The following is a 19,219-nucleotide window of genomic DNA, read 5'->3' as shown; positions in this document are numbered from 1 at the left end:
CCGTAATAACCTAGTGAATCAGTCGGGATTTTCTTACCCCTATGATACGGAGGGCGCCAGAGTCAATCTGACTAATTTAGTAAGTTATTTTAAGCTGCGACTTCTTTGCGTGATTGCCCGATTTTATGGCGCCCGATCGGCACCATGCAGGGGGTCTGCGAAACGGGGTCGCTGACAATACGGCACGACAGGCCGAAGACGGCTTTCACCAGGTCCTCTGTCAGGACCTCAGCGGGCGGCCCCTCCGCGCGGATGCCGCCATCGCCAACGGCGATCAGGTGGTCGGCATAGCGCGCGGCGAGGTTGAGATCATGCAGTACCATGACGATCGTCGTGCCCTGCGCGGTGTTGAGATCGACAAGCAGGTCCAGCACCTCGACCTGATGCGCGACGTCCAAAAAGGTTGTTGGCTCATCCAGCAACAACAGGTCGGTCTCTTGCGCCAAGGCCATGGCGATCCACACCCGCTGGCGTTGACCGCCCGACAGGGTATCAAGATCGCGCTCGGCCAGCTCTTCGGTACCGGTCGCCGCAAGCGCGCGGGCAACAGCGCGGTCATCCTCTGCCGACCAGCGCGAGAACAGCCCCTGATGCGGATGCCGCCCGCGCCCGACAAGGTCGGCCACGGCGATCCCCTCGGGCGCGATCGGCGATTGCGGCAACAACCCCATAACCTGCGCCAGCTTGCGCGATTTCATCTGATGCACCGACTGTCCATCGAGCAGGACCGCGCCGGATTTTGGCTGCAAAATCCGCGCCAGCGTCCGCAACAGGGTCGACTTCCCCGAGGCATTGCCGCCCACGATGGCGGTGATCTTGCCCGCAGGCAGGGTGAGAGAGACATCCTCCAAAATCACGCGCTTTTCATAGCCCGCGCCCAGATTGCGCGTTTCAAGACGGTGGTCGTGGGTCATAGCGTGCCCCCATTTCTATTGGCGCGGACGATGAGATACAAAAGGAAGGGCGCGCCGACCGCCCCGGTGACGACGCCAACAGGCAAGCGCGCGGGCAAGAGGAACTGCCCCACAAAATCGCCCGCGATGACCAGCACCGCGCCCACCAGTCCGGCCGCCAGAAGCAATCCGCGCGACCCCGGCAAGAGCCGCGCTGCAATGGGCCCCGCAAGGAAGGCGACAAAGGCAATCGGCCCGGTCGCAGCCGTCGCGATGGCCACAAGGCCGACGGCGGCCAGTGTCACCCGCAGCCGCGTGGCATCGGCCCGCACGCCAAGGGCTTCGGCAGTGTCATCGCCAAGGCGCAGCACCTCCAAATCGCGGGCGGTAACGGCCAGCAGCCCTCCGAATACCAACAGCGCCCCGGCCACGGGCAACGCTTGAACAAGCTGCATACCGTTGAGGCTGCCGGTCAGCCAGCGCATCGCCTCGGCCCGGTCCCATGCGGGCGCTTCGAGCAAGACATAGGCTGTCACACTATCGAGCATGGCCGAGACGCCTATGCCAATCAGGATCAACCGCGCCCCCGCAGCACCGCGGCGCGAGGACAGCGCCCAGATCAGCGCCGCGACCCCAAGCCCCGCCGCCACCGCGACGAGCGACACCAACCACCCATCGAGGGCCAGAATAACGATGGCAAAGACCGCCGCCGCCCCCGCACTTGCGCTGATGCCGATGATGTCGGGGCTGGCCAGTGGATTGCGCAGCATGATCTGAAACGCCACCCCGCCCAAGCCAAAGCTGGCCCCAGCGAACAGCCCCATGACCGCGCGCGGCAAACGCAACTCGGTCACCACGAAAGCGGCATTCGCCTCCGGCGCACCGGTCAGCGCGGCCCAAACATCGCCCGGCGGCACGCAGCCCCGTCCGCAGCTGAGCGTCAGCAGCATCAGGCCAAGCACAAGCGCAGCCAGAAAGCCCAGCACCTGAAGGCGGCGCGCGGCCACGGGGCGGGTGCTGCGCGGGGCGGCGAGGGTCACATCGCTCATAGCCCACGCATCCTGTGATTGCGCACCGTCCAGATAAAGAAGGGCGCGCCGACAAAGGCGGTGACGATGCCCACGTCCAACTCATTCGGGCGCGCGATGACCCGGCCCAGCACGTCCGACAGCCCCAGCATGGAGGCCCCCGCCAAGGCCGAGAGCGGCAACACCAGCTTGTAATCAACGCCCGCGATCATCCGGCACAGATGCGGCACCACCAGCCCGACAAAACCAATCGGACCGCAAAGCGCCGTCGCCGTGCCGCAGAGGATCACCGCCCCCGCCGCGGCCATGACCCGCCCCAAGGCAACGCTCTGGCCAAGGCCGGTGGCCAGTTCTTCGCCCAAGGCCAATGCGTTGAGAACCCGGGCTGAGGCGAGGCTCAGCGCCAGCCCGACCAGCGCGAAGGGCATGGCGGGCAAAAGCGTCTCAAAGCTCGCGCCGCCGATGCCGCCCACCTGCCAAGATTGCACAGAGCCTGCGATATCATTGCGCGGCAAGACCACCGCGATGATGAAGGCCGACACCGCCACAGATGTTGCCGTGCCAGCAAGGGTCAGCTTCAGCGGTGTCGCCCCGCCCTGCCCGGCGGAGCCGATCAGATAGACGAAAATCGCGGTCACCCCCGCCCCGGCGACGCCGAGCCACAGAAAACTCTGCGCGCCGCTGATGTCGAACCAAGCGATGCCTACCACGACGAAAAGCGCCGCGCCCGCATTGACGCCCAGAATACCCGGATCGGCCAGCGGGTTGCGGCTGATGCCCTGCATCACCGCCCCCGCAAGGCCAAGCGCTGCGCCCGCCAAAACGGCCAGCGCCGTGCGCGGCATCCGCACCGCGACCGCCGCAGCGCCGATGGACTCGATCCGGCCAGTCATGCCCGCCCAGATCTCGGCCCAAGGCACCGAACGCGCGCCCACGGTCAGCGACAGGCCGGTCATCAGCAACAGCAGGCCCAGCAAAAGCGCGAGACCGGCCAGCCGTTGGGGGCGCTGCACCTGCATTATTCGCCGCGTGTGGCGGCCGCGCTCAGCCGTGCGAGGTAATCGTCGAGCACATAGTCGATCGACAGCGGCGTTGGGTTCGCGGCGGTGCCCATCGGGTCATTCGCCAAAAGCACGACCGAGCCACGGGCGACGGCGGGGAAACGCGCGATCAGCGGGTTCTTGGCCAGTTCGTCCAACCGCGCCTGATCACCATAGGTGACCACAACATCCACGTCTTCGAACAGATCGATCCGCTCTGCGCTGACCCGGCCCGAGTATTTACCAGCCTCGCTGGCCTCGCGCACCGCTTGGGGCGTCGCCATCCCGATGTCGGTCAGGAACTGCACCCGTTGGTCGGCGGCGGCGTAGAAACCGATGGTGCTGAGGTCGCGCGGATCGAGGTGAGTGACGAACATCCCAGTCTTGCCGGCCAGTTCGGGATGCTCTTCGCGGGCGGAGGCGATACGCTCTTCGATCTCGGCGACCATCGCGTCACCTTCTTCGGCCATGCCAAGGCCCGCCGCGTTTTGGCGGATCATCTCGCGCCATGTCGTCGTCCATGCGGCTTCGGGATAGGCGATGACCGGCGCGATGCGGCTGAGCGTCTCATAATCCGACTGCGACAGACCGGAATAGGCGGCAAGGATCACATCGGGCTGGGTGCTGGCCACGGCTTCGAAATCAATGCCATCGCCCTCGTCAAAGAGTGTGGGCACCTCTGCGTCCAATTCATCAAGCTTTTCGATCACCCAGGGCAACAGCCCATCGCCATCGTCGTCCCCCCAAGAGGCGCGTGCAAAGCCGACGGGCACGATCCCGAGCGCCAAGGGCACCTCGTGATTGGCCCAGCCGACCGACGCCACCCGTTCGGGGCGCTCTTCGATGGTGGTTTCGCCAAAGGCGTGTTCAACGGTGACGGGAAAGTCCTGCGCCGAGGCGGCAGTCGCGCCAAAGGCCAAGCAAATGAATGACAATGTTCTGAGCACTGCGGCCCCCTTAATCCGATTCTTTTAGTAAACTATTGTCTGTTATGCCGCAGCGGGCGCGGATGCAACAGGGCAGTTCATCGGATCATGGGGTTGGGCCGTACCAAAGCGAAGGTGCGCGCGGTCGGCCCAGATGCCGCTGCGACAAGCGTTATATTGACGGGTAGGTGAAACAGCCCCGCCAGACCGCCCGTATGCGCCCCCGGTTTTCCCCGAGGGGAGGGACAGGAAAACCGGTGGGGCGCATCGCTGCAAGTCTATCGAGGAGCCACTCCCTGGGGTAGGGGAACGGGCAGCAGCTCCCGAGAAGGCCCGTGTCGTGAAGCATATTCTCAGGCGAAACGGTCGAAATGAACCGGTTGCCAGCTTGGGACGCGGTCATTGTTCTGGTCAATGACGCCTTCGTGCAGACCCGTCTATCGGCGGGTATATCTAACTATAGATCGCGCTTTACATCGCTGCATCTGGGCGGGGGTATAAACGGGCTAGTCTTAAGGATAGGTTGCCGCCCCCCCCCCGGTCAGACACGCCCCGTTACAGACCGACCTGCGCCTTCATTGCCGCCAGCGTCGCGTCCCAAGTTTCGGGCAAAGCCTTTGACAGCCCGCGCGCTTCGTCGTCTTTGCCGGTCTTGCAGGCGGTCTCGATCTCTTTGAGCAGGCCGTGCAGCCGGTCCGCCCCAAGCATGCCGCACATCCCGGCCATGGCATGGGCCTGCGCCTGCAAATCGGGCAAGCCATCGGCGGCCATCAATGCGGGCAGGTCATCCGCGCCCTGATGGCCAAGCTTATCCACCCGCTCACGCAGTTTCTCCACGCCCAATAGGTCGATCAGGTCCGCGATCTGTTGTTCGTTCAACAAAGGCCGTTTCGCGGATTTCGCCTGCACCGATGTCTGCGCGCTGGCCAAACGCTCTGGCAGGGCCTGTTCCGGCATCACCTCACGCCCCGAAAGCTCGCGCAGCTTTGCACGCAGCACTTTCATATCCAGCGGCTTTTGCAAAAACCCCGACATCCCGACCGCGCTGAACTCCGCGCGTTCTTTCGGCAAGGCGTGGGCGGTCACGGCGATGATTGGCGTTTCGCGGTTGGGGCCTTCGCCGGAAAGAATCGCCTTGGTCGCCTGAATGCCATTCACCTCAGGCATGGAGATATCCATGAGGATCGCATCAAAGGGCGCGCCTTCGGCAAGCTCAATCGCCGCGCGCCCACCGGTGGCAAGGGTGACATCATGGCCGATCTTCTCAAGCATTGCCATGATTAGCTCGCGGTTGATCTCATTGTCGTCCACCAGCAGAAGGTTGAGCCGCTTTGCCGGTAACGCCTCGACGCGCTTTTTCTGTGGGTCGGGGGCGGCGTCGCAGTCGACCTCTGCCAGATCGGCAAGCTTCACCGGCAAGCGCAGCGTGAAACATGCCCCCTCTCCCACGGTCGAGTCGCAGGTAATCTCGCCGCCCAACCGTTTGACCAAACGACGCACGATCCCAAGCCCCAAACCGGTGCCCCCGGTGCGCCGCTCATAGCGGCTGTCGAGCGAAACGAAGTCTTCGAAGATACGGTCGATATCCCCCGCCGGAATGCCGGGTCCGTCATCCTCGACCTCAAGGTGGAACTCCTCCCCTTCTGAGCCAGATTTGGCGAACCACCCGCGCAATGTCACATCACCGCCGGGGCTAAACTTGATCGCGTTGCTCAGAAGGTTGACCAAAATCTGCTGGATCGCCCGTGGGTCCGTCACGATGGCCTTGTCGTCCAACTGCGTCAAATCTAGGTGCAGCCGCGTGCCCCCGGCCTCGGCCAGAGGGTCCATCGTGTTGATGATTCCCGCCATCAGCACCGTCATGTCACAGGTCTGACGCACCTGTTCATAGGTGCCAGCCTCACTGCGCTCGATGGCCAGCACGTCATTGATATGGCCCAACAAAATCTCACCCGAGGTCATCGCCGCATCGAGATAGCGCTTTTGCTCATCGTCAAGCCGGTCATCTTGCAGCAGTTGCAGGGCCGAGATCACACCATTGAGCGGCGTGCGCATCTCGTGGCTCATCATGGCGAAGAACCGAGATTTTTCCTGATAGGCGTCAAGCGCTTCATCCCGCGCGGCAATGATCTCGGCCTCGCGGAGGCGTTTTTCGGTGATGTCCCGGATATAAGCGATGAACAGCGCCCCCTGCCCCATGGGCGATTGCGACACGGACATCTCGACCGGGAAAATGCGCCCGGTTTGGTCGATCATTTCAAACTCGCGGCGGCCCTTATCGGCGACCTCCGTCTCTCCAGTCTGGCGGAATTTCTCAAGCCGTTCGCGGTGCACGCTGCGGTCGGCGGGCGGGATCAACAGGCTGATATAGTCCCTGCCCTTTGCGGCCTCATGGGTGATTCCGAATATCTCTTCGGCGGAGCCGTTGAAATCTTCGATCTCGCCGTGGTCGTTGATAACGACGATGGCGTCGAGCGAAGCTTGAAGGGTGGTGGCAAGGCGCAGGTGGTTTTCTTCAACCAATTGCGAGGTGCGGTTCAACCGGCTGGCCTGCCGCGACAGGCGGTAGACCGCGCCGACCAAGGCAAGGGTGACGATCAACACGATCGCCGCCATCACTTCGATCAGTCGCACGATCTCATGGCGTTCGTTTTGGGACATCTCGCTGGCGATTGCGATGGAGGCGAGGGCAATCTCGCGGGGCACGTCTTCGATGCTGCGCAACATGGCGTCGATATCGTCCAATGCCGCGATCAGTTCGGCATCAGAGCCGTCGATCGCAGGCAGGAACCCATCCAGCGAGGCCCGCAACTCGCGGATTTTCGGCTTGGCCTTTGCGTTGTTGCGCACCCGTTCGGCCAGCAGAACGCGGCTATAGAAGATGTCGAACCTTTCGCGGAACTCGTCCAGCGCCTCGGGCGTGGCGGATTTTGCCTGCGCCAGGGCGCGGTCGGTCTTGAGGAATTCGATCTCGATCTGCGTAAAGACCCATTCGGCATGGTCCTGCTGCGCACTGTCGAGCGCCTGAATCCGGTCCCAGACGTTATAGGCCAGATAGGCGGCGATGCTCATCCCCGCCACGAGGATAAGCATCAGTACCTGTCGGCTTCTGGCGCGCGCGGGTCCGAATTTTCCTGCGTCGTTCATCCAAGCCCTCTGCGCCATTGTCAGTTACTCGACACTAATGCGGTCAAGCTGCCAGATCGACCGGCTGTAGACCAGTTCAGTCTGGTAGGCGATGTCACTGTCGTAAGGGTAGACGACCCAAAGTGGCCCCTTGTCCCGGCGCGACATTTCCTCACCATTGGTGTGGTAGGCGATGATCGGGCCACCTTCGACGGCGTCGGACATTGGGATTTCCACGGCATAGTCATTGATGGCCGTCGCGGTGATCGTGCCGTCTTCGACGTTCAGCGTGTCGAAGAGATCCTTGAGAGAAACGCCTTCGAACTCCTGCGCGCCATCGGTCCAGATGGTTGTCGTTTCAAAGCTTGAGACCGGCATCGACTGCAGGTCAGACAGGGTAAAGTTATGGGTTTCACCGGCCAGCGTCACGTTGAGCACGGCCTCTTCGTCTTGGGCGGCAACCGCCGAAGCAAGGCCCATTGTGAGCGCGGCTGCGGTGATGGTCTTGCTAAGATTCTGAAAAATCATGTCTTGGTTCCTTATCTGGCGTTATGACCTGACCATACCCTGACCTAATGAGAGGCGCGAATGCGCAGAAGCGCATCCCCCCTATACCAAAGGATAGGCGCGCCTGCCCCCGAGCGCCCCGCCCTGCCATACCAAAGGATAGCGGCGCATGCCTTTGCGCCCTTTGTCCCTTGGGCTTTCATCTTTCTTTTCAAACGGGCACACTCTACCCATTAGAGAACGCCGGCCATTTGGGCTTCAGGAGATCTATTATGTCTTTGCGTATTTTAATTGCCGATGATCACGACATGGTTCGAGAGACCATTGCCATGTTCCTTGATGCCGATGGAGCGACCGTCACCGAAGCGGCATGTGATCTGGCCGGTGCCTTGGACAAGATCAAGTCCGAGCCGCCCTACGATCTGGTTCTGCTCGATTATACGATGCCCGGTATGAAGGGGCTGCAGGGCCTGCAAACCGTGCTTGGTATCAACGAGGGCCGCCCCGTCGGGCTGATTTCTGGCACCGCCACCCGGCTGATCGCCGAACAGGCGTTGGAAATGGGGGCAATCGGCTTTTTGCCCAAGACCCTGCCCGCCAAGTCACTGGTCAACGCGGTCCGCTTTATGGCCGCCGGGGAGACCTATGCCCCGGTCACCTTCATGTCGGGCAAAGACAATCCCGAAGAGACGGATTTCGAGAAAGCCTTGTCAGAGCGTGAGCGCCAAGTGCTGCGCGGATTGATGAGCGCGCAGTCGAATAAAGAGATCGCGCGCGACCTTGATCTGCAAGAAGTGACGATCAAACTGCACGTGAAAACACTTTGCCGAAAACTGGACGCAAAGAATCGTACGGATGCAGCGATCATTGCGCGCGACGCGGGCTTCGTTTGAGGCCCGTTTTCGCCGCCTGAAACGCCCCGGTCCGGACCCTGCGCGCCCCCCCGTAGCGCGCCCAATTTCCCCTCTGGCTTGTAAACCATAATCGCCCGCCCCGCGCGGGCGTTTTTGCGTTTAGCCTTTGACGTTTTGCACCGGATCAAAGATTCGGAAACTGCATTTTTCCCTGCAAAATTAACCATCTATCCGCCCCGCCCCCAGCGCCATTCCCGCGCCAAATGGTAGGCCGGGGCGCGACCCGATAGGGGCACCTATCCTTTCGACTAACCGTCTGACCAGAGGCTCAGCGAGTTAACCCTTCGCTCAGATGATATCGGTATCCGGTTCCCCGAAGATGAGAACAGGACAACGCAATGAGCGTGTCCATTCATTGCAACTGCCGGCTCTTCACCGGCCCACAAGGGAACTACTAGATGCGTATCCATATCTCCCAATTATCCAAGACACTCATTGCGAGTACGGCCTTGTCCCTCGCGGGTTTCGCGGCTGCCGCCGACGCGCTGACGAGCGAATTCTCCTTCCGCGTGGTGGAAACCAATGCCGAGGGCGAAGAAGTCCTCGTTGAGCGTGAAACGATCCGCCCGGGCGAGGTGATCTCTTATGAGCTGCGCCACCAGAACACGACCGAAGGCGCGATGGAGGGGCTCGTCATCGCCGCCCCGGTTCCCGATGGCGTCTCTCTCGCCCTTGGGGCCGAAGTGACCTCTGTCGCCGCGGTCTTTGAAGTCCAGGCCGAGATGGACCCAGAGCAGGAAGGGCTGGAATGGTCGACCGTTCCCGCCACCCGCAAGGTCGTCGATGCCAATGGCAATATGATTGAAGAGCCCCTTCCCGAAGAAGCCGTCGCCGCCGTGCGCTGGACCCTCTCGGAACCGCTCGAAGCAGGCGCCTCCGCCTTCAACAGCTACCGCGTGCGCCTGAACTAAATCCGGCGCCTCTCTCTCTCCACTCTCTCTCCAACTACTATAGAACTAGGGAATATTAACGTGAAAAACCATACAACCTTCCTGCGCTCCGTGAGCGCCGTTGCTCTGACCGCCGTGATCGGCACTGTCGCTTTCGCGGCACCCGAAGCGGGTTCGGTCATCGGCAACCAAGCCGTCGCGACCTATACCAACGCGGCGGGCGACACGATCACGGTAACCTCCAACACCGTTGAGACGATCGTTCAGCAAGTTGCTGGTGTCTCCATGACCTCGGACAACACGGAAACAATTGCCCCCGGCGGCAAAGCTTTCTTGCCTCACATCATCACCAACGACGGTAACGGTGCAGATGCATTCTTGCTGGAGGCGGCAGAAGACAGCAGCGGGACGCTCGATTTGCAGCCGTTGGTCTTTTATCCTGATGCCAATATGGACGGCGTGGCCGATAGCGCCACTCCGTTGACTGAAACACCAACTCTGGCACCCGGCGAACAGTTCGGCGTTGTGATCGAAGCCACCGCCCCTTCGACAGCGTCCGGTTCCGATACGATCACTGTGACAGCGACTTCCAACCTTGACGGTACCGTACTTATTACCAACACAGACACGCTGACAATCTCCAACGACGCGATTGTCGAGTTGGTCAAATCGATGACAGCGGACCCGGCCTCGGGCGGCAATCCCAACATCATTGACGCGGGCGACGAAGTGACCATCACGCTGACCTACTCCAGCACCGGTCTTGCTGCCGCCAACAACTACTCTGTGCAGGACGTGCTCGATGGCCGCCTGACCTACGTACCCGGCTCGGCCCGCTGGTCTGACTCCGCTACACCGCTGGACGATGACAACGGCTCCACCGTCGTGGACACCACAAACGGCTCCGGCGAGACGATCGCTTGGGACTATGATGATGGGCAAAACGTCAACTTCCTGATCTCCTCTGTCGGCTCTGGCCGCTCGGGCGAGGTGACCTTCCGTGCCGTGATCGCGGATACCGCCAATGCGGGCATCATCACCAACGTGGCGACCCAAGACGTTGACGGCACAGCCTTCCCGCCGTCGAACACTGCCTCTGTCACCGTCGACAACCAATATGCGGTGGCGATTGCCGATACCGCGATCAACTCCAACGGCACCGCCAATGCGGCAATTGCCTCGGGCACCGACGATGACGCCGCGAGCAACGATGTCGTCACGGAAACCGGCGATGTCTACCAAGGCGGCGTGATCCGTCAGGAATTCGTGCTGACCAACCTTTCCAACAGCCCGGACAGCCTGACCCTTGACGTGGCCAACGACGACTTCCCCGCGGGCACCACCTTCCGCTTTGTCGGCGCGGACGGTGTCACCCCGGTGGTCGGCTCTGTGGGCCCCTTGGGTATCGGTGACAGCGCGAAGGTGACGTTGATAGCCACCCTGCCGACCAATGTCACACCGACCGCCACCACCAACTACACCGCGATCCTTACCACGACCTCGGACAACTCGGGCGTCACTGACGTATCGACCGCCGAATTCTCCGGTGCGGTGCTTGCAGCTTCGGTCGACCTCGAAAACGCTGTCGTCGGTTCCGAAGGCGATGGCGCGGCTCCGACAAACGGTGGCAACCCGTGGGTCACCCAGTCGACAGACCCCGGCGCACCGGTCGTCTTTGACATGCTGGTCGAAAACAACGGCCCGACCTCGGACAGCTTCAACCTGTCGCTGGATCAAGCCCTGCCCGCAGGCTGGACGGTTGAGTTCCAACTGCCAGACGGGTCGATCGTGTCGAACACAGGCACCATCCCAGCAGGTGGATCGCAGGCTATCCGCGCGGTGATCACCCCGGCAGATGACGCCCTGCCCGGCGATACCTTGGTCGACATCGCGGTCGTATCTTCCGTCTCCGGACAAGGTGACCGTATCGTCAACCAAGTCACGGTCAACGAAATCTACGATGTGAAGATCATCGAAAACCAAAGCGCGCAGGCTTCGCCGGGTGGTATCGTGGACATCCTCCACACCATTTCGAACGAAGGGAACGTGGCCATCACCGAGGCGTCGATCACCGAATCCGGTCTGACCAACTTCTCCGGCGCGATCTTCTGGGACCAGAACGGCAACGGCGTGATCGATCCATCCGAGCCGGTGATCGACAACTTCGATGACCTGACCGACGGTGTTTCGCCGGGCGTCAACGGGCTTGCTCCGGGCGACAGCATCTCGCTGATCTACCGCGTGCAGACGCCATCGACAGCCACCCAAGGTGTCTCCGAAGTCGGCACGATCTCGATCAACAACACGTTGAACGGTACCGGGACCGATATCGACCAGACCAACAACGTCGTCGAAGACCGCGTGGTCATCATCTCGGGCGATGTCACACTGAGCAAGTATCAGTATATCGACGCGGGCTGCGATGGCACCGTGGGCACCTTCACCAAGACCCGTCTTGATGTCGAGCCCGGCCAGTGCATCCGCTACATGGTCGAAGCCGAGAACACGGGCGCCTCTGCGGCGGACAACGTGATCATCTCGGACGCCGCACCGGCCTATACCGCGGTCACGAACTGTGGCGGTGCCTGCCCAGAGAGCCTGTTCCCGGGCACCAGCACGGCCACCGTCACCTCGACCAACGTATCGAGCACACATGGCACGATCCTTCCCGGCGGCTTTGCCCGGGTAGAGTTCACCGTGCGGGTCGACGACTAACCGACCTCTCCGGTGCCCCCGGGCTGAGCAACGCTCACCCGGGGGCGCCCCCCCCTTCTACCCCCGTTTCCGTCTCCCCAATTATTTCATGCCCTTTTCCAGGGATCGCACAGGAGCAAGCTGATGCGCAGTTTCCTTATGTCTAAAGCCCGCCCGGCTCTGGCCCTGATCAGCGCCTCCGCAATGAGCCTGAGCCTTCTGCCCCACACCGCCGCCGCCGCCCCGGCCCCCGCCGGATCTTTCATCCGCAACGTGGCAGAAGTCAGCTATTTCAATACCTCCCTTGGCATCATGGAACGTGTCTTCTCAAACCCGGTTCGGGCCGAAGTCGCCGCAGTTCCCGGGCTGGAAGTGACCGGCTACTCCGACCTTCTGCTGACCCGCGGCGCCTTTGGCCGCTACCATTTCGACGTGATCAACACCGGCAACGTGCCGCTTTCCACATCGCTCAGCATTGGCGAACAGGGCAGCGCCCAAATGATGTCCCGCCAATCGCTTTTCCCCGACCTGAACGGCAACGGCCTGATCGATGTCGAAGACCGGGCGGTCGACATGTCCGCGCCCATCATGCTCGCGGCGGGAGAGCGGCTGCAACTGATCTATGAGTTCCGCATTTCCGCAGAGACCCCTGTAAGCACCCAGTTCGCCAGCATGTTGACGGCCTCTGCCGTGACCGAGGATGGCCAAAGCCTGAGCGAAGAAGCGGTGGGGGTCTCGCGCGTCGAAGAAGGCGGGCTCGAAGTTTCCAAAGAGCAGGTCGTCTCGGAAAACGACGAAGGCGCGCTCATCACCTACACCCTGCGGTTGCGCAACGACTCCGAGCGGGACGCCTTTGGCTATCCGCAGATCGACGGCCAGCCCATCGTGATCGACGGCACACCCCGGACCGGTGTCTTGCTGCGCGATGCGATCCCGCTGAATACCGTGTTCAACACGGTGCAGGATTCGGGGACCATGACGGCCCTCGTTCATATGCGCGGCGCCCCCGCGCACCAATACCTCAGCGTGGTCCCCGCAGGGCTTTCCCACGATGTGGATGCGGTGGCCTTCTTTCATGAGGGCGACTACGCCATCGGCCATGCCACCGATCCCAGCTTTTCGGTGCGCGTGCCTGCCGCCTTGGGCAAGGTCGAGGTGCACAACACCGCCTCCGCCTTTTACAACAACCAAGAGAGCACCTTACTGCTGGCCTCCAACACCGTGATCTATGACCGCGAGTCGGAGACAGCTGGCACATTGGTGTTCGAGCACCCCGAAACCGGCGCCGATCAGCCCTATGGCACACCGGGCAGCGACACCCGTCTGCGTCTCACCTCAGGCACTTGCAACGTCAGCACCGAGGTCGACAGCACAGCGGTGACGATCCGCAGCATGCTGACCGGCGACGTGGAAACGATCATCGCGACCGAGACCGGCGCGAATACCGGCATTTTCCTCACCCCCGCCCTGCCGTTGGCGCAGATGTCGCCCGCCGTCGCTGGTGATCAGGTCATGGCCACAGACTTTGGCGACAGCTTCATCGCCACGGCGACCTGCGACAGTGAGGTGCTTGAAGACGATCTGATGATCAACCCCGGAAATTTCCTGTTCAACTCCGTCTCGAACGCCCCGGTTGCCGATGTGTCTGTCGCCCTTGTCGATGCGCGTACGGGCAATGAAATGGCCCGCACGCAGACCGACCAACGCGGGTTCTTCACCTTCTCCGAAATGCCCGAAGGCGACTACCGCTATGCCGTGATGGATGCGCCCGCTTGGGTCTTCCCCTCCGCCCGGCTGGACTATGCCGGGATGGGCCGCAAGGTGATGGATGCAGGGTGGGGCAACGCCTTCAACCACGCGGGCGGCGCGCTTTTCGTCTCCGATATTCCGGTGGATCCGAATTACGGCACGCCGCTGGCCTTGGACAAAGCTGCGGACCTCGACAGCGTGGGCCATGGTGAATTCGTCACCTATACGCTCAGCTTTACCAACAACATGCATCAGGCCCTGATCGGTGGCGAGATCCTCGACCGCCCGGCCTATGGTGTGAACTTCGTTCCCGGCACGGTCACCCTTAACGGTGAGCCGCTGGACGATCCGCAAGAGATCGGCAACGGTGATCTGCGCTTTGACGTGGGCATGCTCGAACCGCTGACAAGCCATGAGCTGTCCTATGTGATGCAATTCTCTGCCGCAGCCCGCGAAGGCCGGATTGAAAACACCGCGATCCTTTCGGGCCGCCAAGCAGGCACCGGGGCGCTGCAACAGTCGCAGACCGCCCGCGCCATGGTACGGCTCGACAATTCGGGCGGCGTATTTGCCCGGCAGGGCACCGTTCTGGGCGCCGTGTTCATGGATTGCAACGGCAACGGTCTGCGCGACCGCGCCAAGGATGAGCCGGGCATTCCCGGCGTGCGCATCGTGACCCAAGAAGGGCTCTTCGTTGTGACCGATATCAATGGTGCCTATTCGCTCAACGGCATGCGCCCGGTGACCCACGCTTTCCTCGTGCAGCCCGAAACCCTCCCCGCTGGGAGTGCGGTGCAAGTGACCCGCACCAACGATCTGCGCCGCGGTGGGTCGCGCGTGGTGCCACTGAAAAAGGGCGAGCTTAGAACCGAGAACTTTGCCGTGGCCCAATGCACCCCCGAAGCGCTCAAGGAAGTCAGCAAACGTCGTAATCATTTCGCCGGAAAACGTCAGACCCCGGGCGTGAATGCAACCGATCTGCCGATCGACGGCCAGCGCAGCAGCACCCGGTCGGTGCGCGGCGAGGCTGGCATCGCCACCACCACCCAGCTGACCCCCGGCATGGTCGCCGCACAAAACGAAGAGGCCGGGGTCGACGCCTCCTCTGTGGCTCAAGCCGCCCGTGCCTCGGCGCAGCGCCAAACGCTCGACAGCATGATCCCTAACCTTGATAGCGCCCCCGGCTTTGTCGACTTTGCCGAAGACACCGCCGTCACCCGCGCCACCCAGAACATCCGGATTAAGGGCAAGGCTGACTTGACGCTGACGCTCTTGGTGAATGGCCGCGAGCTTGGCGGCGACCGGGTAGGAGAGCGCACCAGTCTGGAAAAGAACAACGTGCAGGCGCTGGAATATGTGGCGGTGAAACTGGGCTCGGGCGAGAACGTGCTGACCCTGGTGGGCCGTGACGGCTTCGGCATCGAACGTGTCCGCAAGGCACTGCGCCTTACGGCGCCCGGCAAACCCGCCCGGATCGAGATCCTCTTGCCGGAAACCGCCGCGGCCAATCCCGCTTCTGTGGTGCCGGTGGTGGTGCGCGTGCTCGACGCCCGGGGTCGCCCGGTGCCCGCGTCCGGCACGGTGACCCTCTCGGCCCGCCGGTCGCTTTGGGATGTGACCGACATCCGCAGCAGCGCGCCCGGCGTGCAGGCCTATCTCGACAATGGCGAGGCGACCTTTAACCTGATCCCACCGCAGGCCTCTGGCCCCGATCTGATCACCATACGGTCGTCCTTTGGCGAGGCTGAAGCGCGGCTGACCTTCACCCCGGATCTGAACGAACGGGTTCTGATCGGCGTGATCGAAGGCGCGGTATCGCTGAGCGGGGACGCGGGCAACGTCATCGAAGAAGACCGCATCAGCGCTTTCGAAGATACCACAACCGGGATCCGCGGTGAGCTTTACCTCAAAGGGGTGATCCGTGGCGACGCCCTGCTGACCCTGCGCTACAGCTCGGACCGTGACACCGAAGACAGCCTGTTCCGCGACATCCGCGGAGAGGAATACTACCCCGTCTATGGCGACAATTCCGAACGCGGTGCCGATGCGCAATCTTCGTCCAACCTTTTCGTGAAGGTGGAGAAGGGCCGCTCTTACGTGCTCTACGGCGATATCGCCATTGAGCCTGAAGCCAGCGCGCTGAAACTGGGTGGCCTGCAACGTGTCGCAACCGGCGCAAAAGGCCACTGGGAGAACGACCGCGTATCGGTCACCGTCTTTGCGGCCCGCACCGCGCAGGAGCAGCAGGAACAGGAAATCCGCGGGCGCGGTGTTTCTGGCCCCTATGACCTTGACCTGAGCGGCTATGTGCAGGGGTCCGAGCGTGTGGAAATCCTTGTTCGGGACGAAGATGGCGGCGATATCCTATCGGCCACGCCCCTGCTGCGCGGCACCGACTACTTGCTCGACTTCTTCCGCAACACGATCACCTTCGACACGCCGGTGCGCCAATTCGACCTTGACGGCAACCCCGTGTCAATCCGCGTGACCTATGAGGTCGAAGCCGAGGGCGCCGAGGCCTATTGGCTCTACGGAGGCGAGGTGAACTATGCCCTGTCCGAGCGGACCTCCATCGGCGCCCGTGCGGTGCATGCCGACGCCCCCCTTGGCAACACGGCCCGCCAGCGGATGCACTCTGCCTATATCCAGCGCGAAGACCGCCAAGGTGGTCTGTGGGAGGCCGAAGTCGCCCGCTCGGAAAACGCCATGGGCGAGAACGACACCGCCGCGCGCCTGTCCTACGAGCTGAAGACCGAGACCCGCCATTTCGCTTTCGAGGCGATCCACACCGGGCGCGATTTCTACGCTCAGGGCGGGCTGGCCCGCCCGGGCACCAGCCAAGTCCGCCTAAGCTATGGCGAAGAGATCGATCAGCGCAGCGACATCGCCTTTGGCGCGGAATACACCCGTGACCGGGTCAACGACAGCGCTCGGCTGACCGTGGATGCGATCTATTCGCGGCATCTGAGCAAGACCCTGCGCGGCGAGATTGGTCTTGAATACAGCCGCGACCGCACCGCCAGCGGCAGCGAGACCGACACCGCCCTCATCCTAGGCGCGCATTGGACCCCAGCGGCCCGTCCCGGCACCGTGATCGAAGCTCAGCTGCGCGCGCCGCTCGGTGGTGACGCCCCCACTGAACTGACCCTCGGCCTCTATGACGAGCCTAAGAACGGTTGGCGCGTCTATAATGAGATCGAGCTTCAATTCGGCAGTGACGAGCTGGTCACCCGCGCCGCCTATGGTTTCACCTACACGCTGAACGAATGGGTTACTGGTCGGACCGAGATGACCAAAGCCGGCGGCACAAGCGACACCACCATGGTGCAGGGTCTGTCGGTCGATTGGGACATCAACGAAAGCACCAATCTGCGCGCCGATCTCGAGCATTCGCGCAACCTTGAGACCGATGACGGTGAGCTAACATCATTCGCAATCGGCACAAGCTGGCAGTCGGCGGATGGCGATTGGGTCGGTGATGCCGAACTGGAGACCACATGGGAAGAGTCCGGCAAAACCCACTACGCCAGCATCGGCATCGCGGGCAATGTCACCCCGGACCTCACCGTTCTGGCGCGCAGCCGTGCCGCGCTTGATCGGCGCGATAGCGAAGACTCCCGCCGTATGCGCACCCGCATCGGCGCAGCCTATCGCCCCAAGGACAACGCCCGCCTTGATGTGCTGGCGTGGTACGAACACCGGCTGGAGGAGAAACACGCCAGCACGGAAACGCACCTATGGTCGATCGATGCGAATTACGAGATCGACGCCGACCTTCGGATCAACGGCAAATATGCCGGCCAGTACCAAAAGATCGGCACCCATGCCGGCGCGGCGGCCAATACCACCACGCAGTTGATCCAAGGCGGTCTGAACTACGAATTCGGCGATGACCGTTTCCAACTCGGCCTCAACGCCACGCATCTGTGGGACAGCGAGGGCAACTCTTCCAACGGGATCGGCGCTGAATTCGGCTTTACCCCGCGCGAAGGTATCCTGCTGGCGCTCGGCTACAACAAGGCCCGTGGCCGGGTGGCAGGGCAAAGCGGCCTCTATGACGAAGGGTTCTATTTCCGGTTCAACTTGCTGTTGGACAACTCACTCTGGACCCAGTTCGACCAGTTCCTCGGAAGCTGACCGGGAGACTCAGCCCCGAGGGAGAGCCACGTTCCAAGCGCATCTGGAACGTGGCTCATTTCTCTTTCAGAGCGCTGCTGCGCTCCAAAGGTGACCTGGCCTATTCCTAGCGCCGGACCAACTATCCTTTCGAGACGCTAACTAGCTGTCCGCATTAATGAAATATCGATTTTAAGCGCGCATGATCAGGGTCAACGCAACATCCAACCCAGATGGGAAACCCAGATGAAAAAGCTCGCTGCCAGCACTGCCTTTTGCCTGATCGCCGTCACCCTTTCCGGTGCGGCAAATGCAAATGATTTCGCCCGTTTCGACAGCAGGAAGATCGCCGTCACCGGCTTGAATTTCGCCCTGTCGCCCTCCGCTTCGGAGGACCGCATTTACCTTAACCGCAGCATGATCAAGACAACCGCCAAACGCGCACCGCGCAAGCTTGCCATTCCCACGCGCGGGGGGCCATCCGCCGCCGTGCGCCATGTCATCGCGTCGGCTGAGGCCGGGGGCAAAGGCTATGACGCGGTGCAACACGGGGCAAGGGTCAAGCCGCCGAAGCGCCCCACAAGCATGACCATCGGCGAAATCTACCGCTGGATCGCGGCCACCCCCGGCCAGCCCCATGCCATCGGGCGCTACCAGTTCATCCCCAACACCTTGAAAACGCTCGTCGCCGAAGCCGGGCTGAGCAAAAGTGACGTCTTTACCCCACAGGTCCAAGACCTGTTGGCCGACCTATTGCTCGAAGATGCGGGCTTTACCCCCTTCATGAAGGGTAAGATCAGTCGCCATCGCTTTATGGAGAACCTCGCCCGCATCTGGGCCGGGCTGCCCACGTCAACGGGCCGGTCCTATTATCACGGCCATGCGGGCAACCGGGCCGTCATCACGTGGAATGAGTTCGACAGCCATATGAAAAGCATTTTTGAAAACATGGCACTCGGCACCTCCTAACCACGCGCCCCCTTCTCTCTTTCTCTCTCTCTCTCTGTCTCCCTCCAGGCCAAAGCGTGCGTATTTTCGCCGCTTTGGCCACTTTTTTAGCTGCGGCGCTGCACCTCGCGCGGCATTTCCGAGAAGATTTCCAGACCATCGGCGCGCAGGATCACGATCTTCTCCAAGCGTACGGTGAATTTGCATTCCAGGTAGCTGCCCCGCTCGTTCGAAAAGACATTCCCTCGGCCAGTACCGGGTCGGAATGCGCAGCGACTTTACGCGGCTCATGTACGTCACTGCCAAGACCATGGCCCAGGCGGTGCAGGACAATCGCATCGTACCCTGCCTGCGTGATCACATCGCTGGTGCCCCAGCCCGCCGTCGC

At 62.1% G+C, this 19,219-nt stretch carries 12 protein-coding genes; 5 read left to right on the top strand and 7 right to left on the bottom strand.

The window, feature by feature from the left end:
- Positions 1 to 89: 89 nt before the first annotated feature.
- The 6 genes from T8A63_RS02875 to T8A63_RS02850 all read right to left on the bottom strand — a co-directional run bounded on the left by T8A63_RS02875 (position 90) and on the right by T8A63_RS02850 (position 7,541).
- Positions 90 to 914 carry an ABC transporter ATP-binding protein gene (locus T8A63_RS02875; protein WP_322344924.1) on the bottom strand — a complete coding sequence of 275 codons (825 nt, stop codon included), beginning with the start codon at positions 912 to 914 and terminating at the stop codon, positions 90 to 92.
- Positions 911 to 1,942: a FecCD family ABC transporter permease gene (locus T8A63_RS02870; protein ID WP_322344923.1), complete on the bottom strand. Its 1,032-nt coding sequence runs from the start codon at positions 1,940 to 1,942 to the stop codon at positions 911 to 913. Before T8A63_RS02870 ends, T8A63_RS02875 begins: the two co-directional genes overlap by 4 nt.
- Positions 1,939 to 2,940: an iron ABC transporter permease gene (locus tag T8A63_RS02865; protein WP_322344922.1), complete on the bottom strand. Its 1,002-nt coding sequence runs from the start codon at positions 2,938 to 2,940 to the stop codon at positions 1,939 to 1,941. The genes T8A63_RS02870 and T8A63_RS02865 overlap by 4 nt, the downstream gene beginning before the upstream one ends.
- Complete coding sequence (locus tag T8A63_RS02860) at positions 2,940 to 3,908, bottom strand: iron-siderophore ABC transporter substrate-binding protein (RefSeq protein WP_322344921.1); 969 nt, start codon at positions 3,906 to 3,908, stop codon at positions 2,940 to 2,942. The genes T8A63_RS02865 and T8A63_RS02860 overlap by 1 nt, the downstream gene beginning before the upstream one ends.
- 534 nt (positions 3,909 to 4,442) lie before the next feature.
- Complete coding sequence (locus T8A63_RS02855) at positions 4,443 to 7,034, bottom strand: hybrid sensor histidine kinase/response regulator (protein ID WP_322344920.1); 2,592 nt, start codon at positions 7,032 to 7,034, stop codon at positions 4,443 to 4,445.
- 24 nt (positions 7,035 to 7,058) lie between these two features.
- Positions 7,059 to 7,541 (bottom strand): molybdopterin-dependent oxidoreductase, encoded by a 483-nt coding sequence (locus tag T8A63_RS02850; protein ID WP_259946204.1) that lies wholly within the window; start codon positions 7,539 to 7,541, stop codon positions 7,059 to 7,061.
- 251 nt (positions 7,542 to 7,792) lie between these two features.
- Here T8A63_RS02850 and T8A63_RS02845 point away from each other — a divergent pair, with 251 nt between their 5' ends.
- From T8A63_RS02845 to T8A63_RS02825, 5 genes are all read left to right on the top strand, one after another.
- The gene (locus tag T8A63_RS02845) at positions 7,793 to 8,413 is read left to right on the top strand and encodes a response regulator transcription factor (RefSeq protein ID WP_067624320.1); all 621 of its coding nucleotides are present in this window, start codon (positions 7,793 to 7,795) and stop codon (positions 8,411 to 8,413) included.
- A 419-nt stretch (positions 8,414 to 8,832) separates the two neighbouring features.
- Positions 8,833 to 9,345: a hypothetical protein gene (locus tag T8A63_RS02840; protein ID WP_067624323.1), complete on the top strand. Its 513-nt coding sequence runs from the start codon at positions 8,833 to 8,835 to the stop codon at positions 9,343 to 9,345.
- 60 nt (positions 9,346 to 9,405) lie between these two features.
- A complete protein-coding gene (locus tag T8A63_RS02835) occupies positions 9,406 to 12,039 on the top strand; it encodes a beta strand repeat-containing protein (protein ID WP_067940693.1) in 2,634 nt (877 codons plus the stop codon).
- A gap of 123 nt (positions 12,040 to 12,162) precedes the next feature.
- Positions 12,163 to 17,904 carry a hypothetical protein gene (locus tag T8A63_RS02830; protein ID WP_322344919.1) on the top strand — a complete coding sequence of 1,914 codons (5,742 nt, stop codon included), beginning with the start codon at positions 12,163 to 12,165 and terminating at the stop codon, positions 17,902 to 17,904.
- 225 nt (positions 17,905 to 18,129) lie between these two features.
- On the top strand, positions 18,130 to 18,852 hold the full coding sequence (locus tag T8A63_RS02825) for a hypothetical protein (protein WP_322344918.1): 723 nt from the start codon (positions 18,130 to 18,132) through the stop codon (positions 18,850 to 18,852).
- A gap of 151 nt (positions 18,853 to 19,003) precedes the next feature.
- Here T8A63_RS02825 and T8A63_RS02820 read toward each other — a convergent pair whose 3' ends face one another.
- Entirely contained in the window at positions 19,004 to 19,192 is a 189-nt protein-coding gene (locus T8A63_RS02820) for a M24 family metallopeptidase (RefSeq protein ID WP_322345658.1), read from the bottom strand.
- Between the last annotated feature and the right edge of the window lie 27 nt (positions 19,193 to 19,219).

It is taken from the genome of Sulfitobacter sp. OXR-159, from assembly GCF_034377145.1.
Taxonomy (GTDB): domain Bacteria; phylum Pseudomonadota; class Alphaproteobacteria; order Rhodobacterales; family Rhodobacteraceae; genus Sulfitobacter.
The sequence above is the reverse complement of the archived record's forward strand: the minus strand, read 5'-3'. Positions and strand labels throughout refer to the sequence as shown.

What these genes read in the sequence shown, in the direction of transcription:
- T8A63_RS02875 (WP_322344924.1), bottom strand. Translation starts at nt 914, where the DNA reads ATGACCCACGACCACCGTCTTGAAACGCGCAATCTGGGCGCGGGCTAT.
- T8A63_RS02870 (WP_322344923.1), bottom strand. Translation starts at nt 1,942, where the DNA reads ATGAGCGATGTGACCCTCGCCGCCCCGCGCAGCACCCGCCCCGTGGCC.
- T8A63_RS02865 (WP_322344922.1), bottom strand. Translation starts at nt 2,940, where the DNA reads ATGCAGGTGCAGCGCCCCCAACGGCTGGCCGGTCTCGCGCTTTTGCTG.
- T8A63_RS02855 (WP_322344920.1), bottom strand. Translation starts at nt 7,034, where the DNA reads ATGAACGACGCAGGAAAATTCGGACCCGCGCGCGCCAGAAGCCGACAG.
- T8A63_RS02850 (WP_259946204.1), bottom strand. Translation starts at nt 7,541, where the DNA reads ATGATTTTTCAGAATCTTAGCAAGACCATCACCGCAGCCGCGCTCACA.
- T8A63_RS02845 (WP_067624320.1), top strand. Translation starts at nt 7,793, where the DNA reads ATGTCTTTGCGTATTTTAATTGCCGATGATCACGACATGGTTCGAGAG.
- T8A63_RS02840 (WP_067624323.1), top strand. Translation starts at nt 8,833, where the DNA reads ATGCGTATCCATATCTCCCAATTATCCAAGACACTCATTGCGAGTACG.
- T8A63_RS02830 (WP_322344919.1), top strand. Translation starts at nt 12,163, where the DNA reads ATGCGCAGTTTCCTTATGTCTAAAGCCCGCCCGGCTCTGGCCCTGATC.
- T8A63_RS02825 (WP_322344918.1), top strand. Translation starts at nt 18,130, where the DNA reads ATGAAAAAGCTCGCTGCCAGCACTGCCTTTTGCCTGATCGCCGTCACC.